The 10,953-nt window shown below is 60.9% G+C and carries 8 protein-coding genes; 5 read left to right on the top strand and 3 right to left on the bottom strand.

Annotation, left to right across the window (positions count from 1 at the left end):
* Positions 1-19: 19 nt before the first annotated feature.
* The 3 genes from AC1D05_RS16850 to AC1D05_RS16840 are packed head-to-tail and all read right to left on the bottom strand — an operon-like array spanning position 20 to position 5,767.
* Positions 20-3,568 carry a glycoside hydrolase family 99-like domain-containing protein gene (locus AC1D05_RS16850; protein WP_477442210.1) on the bottom strand — a complete coding sequence of 1,183 codons (3,549 nt, stop codon included), beginning with the start codon at positions 3,566-3,568 and terminating at the stop codon, positions 20-22.
* A 38-nt stretch (positions 3,569-3,606) separates the two neighbouring features.
* Positions 3,607-4,902: a rhamnan synthesis F family protein gene (locus AC1D05_RS16845; RefSeq protein ID WP_477442208.1), complete on the bottom strand. Its 1,296-nt coding sequence runs from the start codon at positions 4,900-4,902 to the stop codon at positions 3,607-3,609.
* Entirely contained in the window at positions 4,892-5,767 is an 876-nt protein-coding gene (locus tag AC1D05_RS16840) for a glycosyltransferase family 2 protein (protein ID WP_477442206.1), read from the bottom strand. Before AC1D05_RS16840 ends, AC1D05_RS16845 begins: the two co-directional genes overlap by 11 nt.
* A gap of 374 nt (positions 5,768-6,141) precedes the next feature.
* Between AC1D05_RS16840 and AC1D05_RS16835 the strand changes: the two genes are divergently transcribed.
* From AC1D05_RS16835 to AC1D05_RS16815, 5 genes are read left to right on the top strand one after another with little or no spacing between them, the layout of a single operon-like run.
* Positions 6,142-7,350 carry an ABC transporter substrate-binding protein gene (locus AC1D05_RS16835; protein WP_477442204.1) on the top strand — a complete coding sequence of 403 codons (1,209 nt, stop codon included), beginning with the start codon at positions 6,142-6,144 and terminating at the stop codon, positions 7,348-7,350.
* Between the two features lie 12 nt (positions 7,351-7,362).
* Positions 7,363-8,142 (top strand): ABC transporter ATP-binding protein, encoded by a 780-nt coding sequence (locus AC1D05_RS16830; RefSeq protein WP_477442202.1) that lies wholly within the window; start codon positions 7,363-7,365, stop codon positions 8,140-8,142.
* The gene (locus AC1D05_RS16825; protein WP_477442201.1) at positions 8,135-8,845 is read left to right on the top strand and encodes an ABC transporter ATP-binding protein; all 711 of its coding nucleotides are present in this window, start codon (positions 8,135-8,137) and stop codon (positions 8,843-8,845) included. Before AC1D05_RS16830 ends, AC1D05_RS16825 begins: the two co-directional genes overlap by 8 nt.
* Positions 8,846-8,852: 7 nt before the next feature.
* A complete protein-coding gene (locus AC1D05_RS16820) occupies positions 8,853-9,740 on the top strand; it encodes a branched-chain amino acid ABC transporter permease (protein ID WP_477442199.1) in 888 nt (295 codons plus the stop codon).
* Between the two features lies 1 nt (position 9,741).
* On the top strand, positions 9,742-10,734 hold the full coding sequence (locus tag AC1D05_RS16815) for a branched-chain amino acid ABC transporter permease (protein ID WP_477442197.1): 993 nt from the start codon (positions 9,742-9,744) through the stop codon (positions 10,732-10,734).
* Positions 10,735-10,953: the final 219 nt, after the last annotated feature.

The raw sequence follows: 10,953 nt of genomic DNA, 5'->3' as shown, positions 1-10,953 counted from the left end.
TTCGGAGGGCCTCGCCAGGTCACGCCACCGGGGAACTGCTCTGCGATGGTCTCGCAGGGAACTCGCCCAATGCCTTTAGCGAATACAAGCTTTCCATCTCTTCCGCCGGGCGCCCGGGGAACTGCCGGTTCCAGAGCTGTACGACATATTCGGCCATTTTCAGCTTGATGGCCAAATCCGTCCCGTATGTGCGCAACACATGGTGATGGATCACCTGCCGTGTGCGCAGCAGGGCCTCTGAATGGGAAGTCAAGATGAGGCTGGTTACGCTGTCCTCGTGCCGACGGTGATGGTTGAGCAATGCGGACTCGTAGGCGACGGAGCCGTTACGGATTGCCTCGAGGATAAAGTACCAATCGCCGCTCGTAGGCAGGGACAGGAGGTGCTCGGCGAAATCGGTCGTGATTTCAAACTTCCGAAAAACCGCCGCACTGATGTTGAAGACGGTATTCTTGACGCCCAGCCCGTCGTTGACTTCGTGTTCCGCCGAAACCTGGTAGCTGCGTTTCCATTTGAAATTGGACAGATCTGTGAGGTACGGGCTGGACGGATAGTCGCCGACGATCTCGCTTCGATCGTTGATGATCTTCGATGCGCAATAAGCAAACCTCACGCTTGGATCGCGGAACAAGGGCACGAGGGTTTCGAGGAAGCTAGGGTCGGATACGTCGTCGGCTTCGGCGATCCAGATCAAATCGGCCCTTGCGAGCTCTATGCCCTTGAACCACTGAGGATAGGGCGACCCGGAATTGCTTTCATTGACGATGACCCGTGTGCCATGGACGCCGGCATAGTAATCCAGAATCGATTGGCTATCGTCCGTCGAGGCATCGTCCAGGATGATGAGTTCAAAATCCTGGAAGGACTGCCCCAGAATACTGTCCATGCGCTCGCGCAGGTAGCGGGCGTAATTGTAGTTCGGCACGATGATCGAGACCGCGGGCGGCTTGCCTGCGACCTTCCGCATGACAGACAGCAGTCGCGGAAAGACCCGATCGGTGGAATAATGCCGCCTTGCCTTGGCGCCCGCCTGTTTGCCGAGCTGCATCCGCAACGGCTTGTCCCGGATCAGTTTCAGCGTCGCATCGGCCATCGCGGCGGGATCGGCCCATTCGACGATGATACCGGCATCGTCTTCGACGAAATCCGGTGCCCCGCCGCTGCCTGCGAAGCAGATCACCGGCAATTCGGCAAATGCCGCCTCCAGCATGACGCGGCCGAACGGCTCTTCGCGGGAGGTCAGAAGAAAAAGATCGGCGCCCAGCAGATGGCCGCGCACATCCTCTACATCGCCCAGAAATGTGACCTTTTCGTCCAGCCCGTCCGCCTGCAACCTGTCGAGTTGCTGCGACCACGTACCGAGAGCCTCATCCCGTTCCCGCTCCGGTAACGAACCGAGCCAGTAGAAATGATAGTCTTCAACCCCGCGAGCACGAAGAATGCGGGCCACCTCGATAAAGAGGTCGGCACCTTTGCGGAATGGCATTCCGAGGCCGGATCCCAGCACGATGGTCTTGTCCACCGGCCAGCCGGCGCGTTGGCGACTTTCAAGGCGCTGGATTTCCGTACGACTGTGATCGGCGTCGGTTTGAGGAACCGCACTTGGAATGACGTCTATGGCGTTCGTTTCGACCTTGTACTCGGTTGCCAGATAATCCCGGACACTTGGGGAACACGCTATGAATCTCCGCGTGTGGGAAACGACATCCCTCGTGTCGTCCTTGGCGTATCGGGCCATGCTCGTCGACAATTCCCTGGCATGCGTCAGGATAGGAATGCCCAGTTCACCAAGCAGCCCGTGCACACGGCCGGTGGCCAGACTGTTGCAATAGATGAGGTCCGGCCTGCCACCGTACCAGGCGGTGATGCGGGCCAGCCTCGTGGCGGTCGTCCCGGTCTGCGAAACCAGATCGTCCAGAACGACGGTATCGACGATGCGTCGAAACTGTTCCAGCCGTTCACCGCCTGCCAGGCACAGCACCTTGATCTCCAGGTCCGTGTGCGATTGCAGCCATTGGATGATGTCGAGCAACGATGCCTGCGCTCCACCGAGAGCCGCATCGTGTGAGACGAACAAAACGCGCCATGACGGACCCCTGGGCGATTTGCCGGCCGCCGGCGGCGCCGACAGGACGTCCCGCGTCTCCTGCAGATAGGCGTAGCCGTAGCGCGCATCAGGTTCGAGATAGGCTCCCTCCGCCCACTCGTTCCAGGCATTGACGAAGATCAGGCGGCTGTCGAAATTGGTAAAACGCTCGCATGTATCGTCGACCGCGTTGGCGAGCCATTCTCCGTAGCGGGAGGGCGACGCGTTAACCAGAATGCTGGCGGCCTCCATTCTCCTTGCCGTGTTATCCCAGGAAGGGCAAAGTCCGCGAAATAGCGTGTAGGGGGCCTGTGGGTAGGCGCGACTGCGATCGGCAAGCTCCGCCCAGTCATAGATCCTTCCCGTGAAGCCGCTCTTGAGATTTGGGATGGAGGCGCTGACCTCGGGAAACGTTCCGAGATTTGGCGGAAACTCGACAGCGGCGTCGAACCCAAATTCGGCGGGATCAACCGTGGCGAATGACTGCGGATAGGCAAGAAAAATCTCGCCTATGCCGGCGTCCCTGCAATAGGTTCTCCAGCGCTGTGCCGTTTCCGCTGCTGACGGAAACAATCCGGGCCGGTAGACCATAAGCAGTGGCTTGCCGTCGATACGGATGTAGCGCCGGTCACGGAAATAGCCGGATGCGTATTCGATGAAAGCCAGGTCGTCCTCGGGTGAGTGCGATTGTGGGATCAAGACTTCCTGGTCGCGCCCATCCCAACGGCGGCTCCAGTGCTCGTTTGCCCAGTTGATGCAGAAGCCCATCTCGTGCGAGTCGTTTTCGACAAACTGGGCGATCGGCATCTCAAGGACACGCTTGCCGTTGAACCAGTAGAAGTGAAAACAGAAGCCCGAAATGCCATATTGCATGGCGATCTCGATCTGCTCCTTCTGGATATCCTTCACCCGCAAATCATAGAAGCCGAGATCCGCCGGCAGTCGGGGCTGATAATGACCGTCGAACTGTGGCACGGCGCGTGTCACATTCGTCCATTCCGTGAAGCCCTTTCCCCAAAAGGCATCATTTTCAGGGATCGGGTGGAACTGCGGCAGGTAAAAGGCGATGACGCGGGCGCGCAAAGCGGCGGGTCGCCTCTCGCTGGATCGCGGCACATAGGTGGCGGGCCTTTGGATGCCGCGGCTGGCGGCCATTACCCAATGTGCTGCCGGAGCGCGCCGGGTCTCGCGCTGTTCATTCCTGCCGAAACGAACGTAGTGATCGAACGGATTCAGCGCCGCGACGGCGACGTCGGGATACCTGGCCAGATAGTACTCGGTGTCGAAAGCCGGATTCGGGTTTCGCGACTCGGCGACGCCATGATCGATGTAGTGGAGGATGGGGTCGATCCCGCTCGCGGCTACATCGGGATTTTGAGCCAGATACCATGGCTCATCGAACTGTCCGCTGGCGCGAATCCGTTGCCAAATCCGAAATCTCTTCCACCGCTTCCTGCTGGTGCTCGATCTTACAAAGACCATCAAGTGGGATCTATTCAATCGCGTCTGCCTCGCGGGGATCAGGCTGCATTTTCATCGTCCCAGGCAGTTCCGGAGATCTTCGTGCAGATCATTCCGAGTATCCGCTCGAGCGCATGCTGCAGTGTGCCGTCTTGCTGACCTGTCTCGCTGGGAAATGACGCCAGGGACAGATCAAGCTGCTTGAGAGGTTCCAGTGCGTCGCGCCGAACCCAGAACATCGTTCCGGCAAAGAAGTCGAGGCGGCAGTCAGTCGCCACCCCCATCGTCTCCAGCAGGTTGAGAATCATCGCCTTGTTCTTGCCCCACGCGGCGTCCTCGCTCTTCCATTCATTGGGCAATCGAAAGCGACGGGACCCGATCATCTCCGTCTCCCGCGAACGCTCGAACTCGGCGACGATGCGGTCAACCACGTCGCGGGATCCGATCAGGTCGAAGACACTCGCCTGGCGCCAGACCTCACCAAGGATCATCCGCGGTCCACTCAGATCCGACTTCTTGCCGTGCAGTTTGCAGATTAGATCGAAGGGATCGAGCCGTCCTTCGCGCAGCAGTTGGATGAAGGGACCGACGTCGCGACCGCGATTGTCATAGACAATGATCTCGGCGTTCCGAAATCGTGCCTGGACGCGTTGCGCGAGTGCCGCATCGGGTCGGGTCAGTGTGAGGATGAGATGGAACGGACGACCGATCGCCTCCAGCAACGCCTCGAATTCGGGCCAGAGATCGGGATAGTGCAGATGCAACGCAACAGCGATCTTCGGCTCGGCGATGGGCGGGCGTTCCGGAGGTCGGATCGAGGGGCCTTCAAAGTGCCGCGACAGGGTCTTCTGCAGATTGCTACTTGCCACCCCAAAGCCCCAGGCGGCGATGCTCTTGAGCGAATGGGTCAAGTCGCGCCCTTCCTGTCCCGCAATATGCAGGAGAGGGCGCAGCACAATGCCTTGGCCCAGCGGCAGTTCAAATCGTTTCTGGCGACGACGGCGGCGCAACACTGTGCCAAGATCCCTGATCGTCAGGGGGCGGATGCTTGCGGCAACGATCTCGCTTCCATCGAATTGCAACACCAGGCTGCCTTCGCTGCTTTTGAGCAGATAGGACGTCCGCTTGGTAACCGGCACATAGACGACCCTGTCGGCATATCCTGGGCGGCGAACATTGACCCCGAGAAACGGCATCCGCCTGTATGTCGGCGAAAGCTCGACGATGTAGCGTCCCGGCGCGTCGATGTGGATTTCGCTCACGGGACTGTTTGGGTCGACGCCGTCGCCTTTCCGCGGCTCGCGGGGCAGGACATCAGGCAAGGCAACCCTGGTGACGGCAACGTCAGGCGACATAGCCGCTGTTCCGATTCGCGTGCGATCGGTCAAGGATGCTGTCAAATATACCGATCAGTCGGCCCAGCGAATTGATCAGTCTGTTTCGATTGAGCGTCAGGCAATAGAAGCCTATTTTCGTTGAATAGCGCAGGATGTCCACCAATGGGCTATAGGCGATGCCGTATTTTTTGCGCAAGTGGATTTCCGAGCGCATCTTCGACCGATACCGGAAGATCCGTGACCGGGTTGATTGCGCAACCGAAGTGCCAACGTCGTGGACAGCATGCGCGCTGCTGACCAGGATCATGGGCTCGTCACGCTGCAGCAGGCGATGCGAGAGGTCGTCATCCTCGAAATACAGAAAGATATCCTCATCAAACCCGCCTGTATCGAGGAAGAGCGTTCGTTTGATCATGAACACGCCGCCATTGACGAAGCGGACGCAACAATCCCCCCACACCTGCCGGATACGTGTGGGCAGCGACACGCCGGAAAGGCGATCGATTTCGCTCTGCTCGCGAAACCACAGCCGCCCATCCACCGTGTTTGTGCGCGGCACGAAGACGCCGCAATTCGGGTAGCGTTCAGCCGCCTGAACAAGCGCATCGACGGCGTCCGTCCCAAGACGCACATCGGGATTAATGAACAGCAGATACTCCCCTGATGCCGCCGCCGCGCCGATGTTGCAGGCGTGCCCAAAGCCGAGGTTTACAGCATTATCAATACGATGAACGGAAAAGCCCGACAGGGCAGCAGAAAGATCGTCTGTACTTGCATTGTCGACACATATGATCTCCAGCCCTGGAGGCAGGCGAGCAAGCGCGCCACGCACGGTATGCGCGCTGTTATGCGTCACGGTAATAGCGGTTATCGACGTATTCATTGCCAAGCCATTCCGATATCTCAGTTGGCTTCTCCGTGTAAGGCTAGCGATCCATTCGCAATCTAAGCGCTGCCACTCTGGTGGTCGAGTCAATACTCCTGACTAAGATAGGGGGATAATGGGCGCGCCGACCCTGTCGTGCCGCCGGTCACGGTTCACATCGTCGTGCTGCGTCCCTGGCTTCCGGCTGGCGTGACCTAGCCAATCGGCTCGGCTGCCCGCCTTGCGGCGGTAAACTCCCGGCGAGGAAGGGCTGCTTCGAACATGAAATCCGCAACGGCCCCTTGCCGTTCATGCTCATCTTGCTCATGTTCAATACCGTTTGCTGATGATCGTTGGGGGACGGTCGCATTCACAATGGGAGGAAGTTGACCATGAAGGCATGCTATTTCGTTTCCGCCGCGCTTCTCGCCGCGGCTGCGGTCCCCGCCTCGGCCGCCGAAATTTCCGATGGGAAAGTCAAGATCGGCATCCTCAACGACCAATCCGGCGTCTATGCCGATTTCGGCGGCAAATGGTCGGTCGAGGCGGCCAAGATGGCGGTCGAGGATTTCGGCGGCAAGGTGCAGGGCGCGCCGATCGAGATCATCAGCGCTGACCACCAGAACAAGCCCGATATCGCCTCCAACATCGCCCGGCAGTGGTACGACACCGAACAGGTCGACGCCATCATGGAACTGACGACCTCCTCGGTCGCGCTCGCCGTCCAGGGGATTTCCAAGGAGAAGAAGAAAATCGATATCGTTACGGGTGCTGCGACCACCGAGCTGACCGGCAAGCAATGCTCGCCCTACGGCTTCCACTGGGCCTACGACACCCATTCTCAGGCGGTGGGAACCGGCGGCTCCCTGGTGCAGCAGGGCGGCGACAGCTGGTTCTTCGTCACCGTCGACTATGCCTTCGGCTATTCGCTCAAGGAGCAGACCGCCAAGTTCGTCGAAGCCCACGGCGGCAAGGTGCTGGGCGAGGTGCGCTATCCCCTCGGGGCGACCGATTATTCATCCTTCCTGCTGCAGGCGCAGTCGTCGGGCGCCAAGGTCATCGGCCTGGCGAATGCCGGTCTGGACACATCCAATTCGATCAAGCAAGCGGCCGAATTCGGCATCGTCCAGGGCGGCCAGCGCCTTGCGGCACTTCTGTTCACGCTGGCCGAGGTGCATGGGCTGGGCCTTCAGGCCGCGCAGGGCGTCGTGCTGACCGAGGGCTATTACTGGGATCGCGACGACAAGAGCCGCGAATTCGGACAGCGCTTCTTCAAGCGCACCAACCGCATGCCGAACATGATCCAGGCGGCGACCTATTCGGCGGTGACTCAGTATCTGAAGGCGATCGACAAGGCCGGCACCGACGAGACCGAGGCCGTCGCCAAGCAATTGCATTCAATGCCGGTGGACGACGCCGCTATGACCAACGGCAAGGTGCAGGCGGACGGCAACATGGTCCACGACATGTATCTCTACCAGGTCAAGGCGCCCAGCGAGAGCACCAAGGATTGGGACTACTACAAATATCTCGCCACCATCCCCGGCAAAGAAGCCTTCCTGAGCGAGAAGGACAGCGGCTGTCCAACGGCGGCCCAGTGATCGGCGCGGCCCATGGCGCCGCCTGACCTCAACGCGAACGAGCCTCGGGTGGTGCTGTCCGCCCGCGGGCTGCGGCGTGATTTTGCCGGCTTCGTCGCCGTCAGGAATGTCGATCTCGATGTCCGCCACCGCAACATCCATGCCCTGATCGGACCCAACGGCGCCGGCAAGACGACTGTCTTCAACCTGCTCACCAAGTTCCTGGCGCCAACCAGCGGCCGGATCGAACTGCTTGGCCACGACATCACCCGCACGTCGCCGGCGAAGGTGGCGCGGATGGGGCTGGTGCGCTCGTTCCAGATATCGGCGATCTTTCCGCATCTCAGCGTGCTCGACAATGTGCGCGTCGCGCTGCAGCGGCCGGCGGGCCTCGGCGTCCAGTTCTGGCGCTCCCTGGCCGCACTCGATCGGTTGACGCCACGCGCCGTGGAGCTCTTACGCTCCGTCGGTCTCGACGATGCCCGTAACAAATTAGCCGGCGATCTTTCCTATGGCAGGAAACGCGTGCTCGAGATTGCCACGACCCTGGCGCTCGATCCGAAAGTGCTGCTCTTGGACGAGCCGATGGCCGGCATGGGACATGAGGACGTGGCCACGGTTTCCGCCATCATTCGTTCGGTCGCCGGCGACCGCGCAGTTCTGATGGTCGAGCACAATCTGACTGTCGTTGCCGATCTCTGCGACTGGATAACGGTCATGCAACGCGGCGAAGTGCTTGCGGCCGGCGACTACGCCACCGTCAGCCGCGATGAACGCGTGAAGGTCGCCTATATGGGCACCGCCGATGACTAGCCCCGCGCCCCTGCTTGCGGTCCGCGGTCTTAACGCCTGGTATGGCGAGGGCCATGCGCTGCACGGCGTCGATCTCGAAGTGTTTGCCGGCGAGACGGTGACACTGCTCGGCCGCAACGGCGTCGGCAAGACGACGACGCTGCGCGCCATCATGGGGCTGATACGCAAGCGCACCGGCGAGGTCGTCTTCGATGGCGCGGATCTGATGCGTTTGCCGCTGCACCGCACCGCGCATCAAGGCATCGGCTTCGTGCCAGAAGAGCGCGGCATCTTCGCGACATTGACGGTCGACGAGAATCTGGTCCTGCCGCCGGTCGTCGCCGAGGGCGGCATGAGCGTCGCCGAGATATTCGATCTCTTCCCCAATCTGAAGGAGCGGCGCAACAGCCCCGGCACGAGGCTGTCGGGCGGCGAACAGCAGATGCTGGCGATCGCGCGCATGCTGCGGACCGGCGTGAAGATGCTGCTTCTCGACGAGCCGACCGAGGGCCTGGCTCCCGTCATCGTGCAGCGCATCGGCGAGCTGCTGGTGACGTTGAAGAAGCGTGGCATGACGATCCTGCTGGTCGAGCAGAATTTCCGCTTCGCCAGCCGTGTCGCCGATCGTTTCTACCTGATGGAGCACGGCAAAGTCGTGGCCGGGTTCCCGGTCGGCGAACTGGCTGACCGCATGACGCAGCTCCACGACGTTCTGGGGGTATGAGGACGCCATGACGATGATCTTCGGAATCCCCGTCCAGGCACTCCTCGGCCAGTTGCTGGTCGGGCTGATCAACGGCTCCTTCTATGCCATGCTGAGCCTGGGTCTGGCTGTCATTTTCGGCCTGCTGCGCGTCATCAATTTCGCCCACGGCGCCCAATACATGCTCGGCGCCTTCGTCGGCTATCTCTTGCTCACCTATCTCGGCATCGGCTATTGGCCCGCTCTGATCCTTGCGCCGCTGATCGTCGGCCTCTTCGGCATGGTGGTTGAACGCCTGGCGCTGTCGCGGCTTTACGACACCGATCCGCTCTACGGCCTGCTCTTCACCTTCGGCCTCGCGCTCGTGCTCGAAGGCATATTCCGCTACTGTTACGGCGTGTCGGGAAATCCCTACGCCGTGCCACCGCTGCTTGCGGGCGGCACCAATCTCGGCTTCATGTTCCTGCCCAATTATCGCGGCTGGGTCGTTGTCGCCTCTGCGATCGTCTGTTTCGGAACCTGGGCGCTGATCGAGAAGACCAGGCTGGGCTCCTATCTGCGCGCGGCAACCGAGAATCCGCGTCTCGTCCAGGCCTTCGGCGTCAATGTGCCGTTGCTGCTGACGTTGACCTACGGCCTCGGCTCCGCCCTTGCCGGGCTTGCCGGCATTCTGGCAGCGCCGATCTATCAGGTGAGCCCGCTGATGGGGTCGGATCTCATCATCGTCGTCTTCGCTGTCGTCGTGATCGGTGGCATGGGATCGATCCTCGGCGCGATCGTCACCGGCTACATGCTCGGCCTCGCCGAAGGCCTGACCAAGGTCTTCTATCCCGAGGCCTCCAACCTCGTCGTCTTCGTCATCATGGCGATTGTTCTGCTGGTCCGGCCGGCCGGCTTGTTCGGAAGGGAAGCCTGACATGTCGGAAGAGGCATCTGACATATCAGGGCTGACGCTGCGCGAGACATCAGCCAGAACCTCAGGCTGGCTTGAATGGACGCTGGTCGGGCTCGGCATAGCGGCGCTGCTGGCGGCGCCATTCCTGGTCTATCCGATCTTCCTGATGAAGATGCTGTGTTTCGCGCTGTTCGCCTGCGCGTTCAATCTCCTGCTCGGCTATACCGGCCTGCTGTCGTTCGGCCACGCCACCTTCTTCGGCGGCGCCGCCTATTTCACCGCCCATGCCGTCAAGGTCTGGGGCTGGCCGCCGGAAGCCGGCATCCTGCTCGGCATGGCGGGCGCGGCCTTGCTCGGCCTTGTCATGGGCTTCTTCGCCATTCGCCGGCAAGGCATCTATTTCGCCATGATCACGCTGGCGCTGTCGCAGATGTTCTTCTTCTTCTGCGTCCAGGCGCCCTTCACGCAAGGCGAGGACGGCATTCAGGGCGTGCCACGCGGCATGCTGTTCGGCGTCCTCGACCTGAACGTCTCGCTGAACATGTATTATTTCGTGCTGGCGGTGGTCCTGATCGGCGTCTTCGCCATCTGGCGCATCGTCAATTCACCCTTCGGCATGATCCTGCGCTCGATCCGCGAGAACGAGAACCGCGCCATCTCGCTGGGCTATTCCGTCGCCAATTACAAGCTCGGCGCCTTCGTCATGTCGGCGGCGCTGGCCGGGCTGGCAGGCTCCCTCAAGGCGATCGTCTTCCAGTTCGCCACGCTGACCGACGTCACCTGGCAGATGTCGGGCGAGGTGATCCTGATGACACTGCTCGGCGGCATCGGCACAATGGTCGGGCCGATCATCGGCGCGAGCCTCGTCGTCGGACTGGAAAACACCCTTGCCACATCCGGCTTTCCGGTGACCATCGCCACCGGGCTGATCTTCATGGTCTGCGTGCTGATCTTCCGACGCGGCATCGTCGGAGAGCTTTATGCGCGACTTCTCAAGCGGCCGGGCAAGGACTGATCAGCTCCAATCGACTGCGTGCGATTGAGGGGATCGCGAGGCAAGTGAGGCAAGTCAGCGTCAAGTTCGAGCCGGCGGTGAAGAAGAACGGAGCCCATCGCACCCAAGGCGTCTGCCTCGGTGGGTATGGACGGGCTCACTGATGCGCAATATGGATGGGGATGAGGGCTGCTGTGGCGCTCACATTTTCACCGCGTCGCCAAAGGCAGGCGACGTTCG

It is taken from the genome of Mesorhizobium sp. P2_E9, assembly GCF_056403815.1.
This window is presented reverse-complemented; position numbering and strand designations above follow the sequence as displayed.

Coding starts and splice junctions, on each gene's coding strand:
- AC1D05_RS16850 (WP_477442210.1), bottom strand. CDS start 3,568: ATGGTCTTTGTAAGATCGAGCACCAGCAGGAAGCGGTGGAAGAGATTT.
- AC1D05_RS16845 (WP_477442208.1), bottom strand. CDS start 4,902: ATGTCGCCTGACGTTGCCGTCACCAGGGTTGCCTTGCCTGATGTCCTG.
- AC1D05_RS16840 (WP_477442206.1), bottom strand. CDS start 5,767: ATGAATACGTCGATAACCGCTATTACCGTGACGCATAACAGCGCGCAT.
- AC1D05_RS16835 (WP_477442204.1), top strand. CDS start 6,142: ATGAAGGCATGCTATTTCGTTTCCGCCGCGCTTCTCGCCGCGGCTGCG.
- AC1D05_RS16830 (WP_477442202.1), top strand. CDS start 7,363: ATGGCGCCGCCTGACCTCAACGCGAACGAGCCTCGGGTGGTGCTGTCC.
- AC1D05_RS16825 (WP_477442201.1), top strand. CDS start 8,135: ATGACTAGCCCCGCGCCCCTGCTTGCGGTCCGCGGTCTTAACGCCTGG.
- AC1D05_RS16820 (WP_477442199.1), top strand. CDS start 8,853: ATGACGATGATCTTCGGAATCCCCGTCCAGGCACTCCTCGGCCAGTTG.
- AC1D05_RS16815 (WP_477442197.1), top strand. CDS start 9,742: ATGTCGGAAGAGGCATCTGACATATCAGGGCTGACGCTGCGCGAGACA.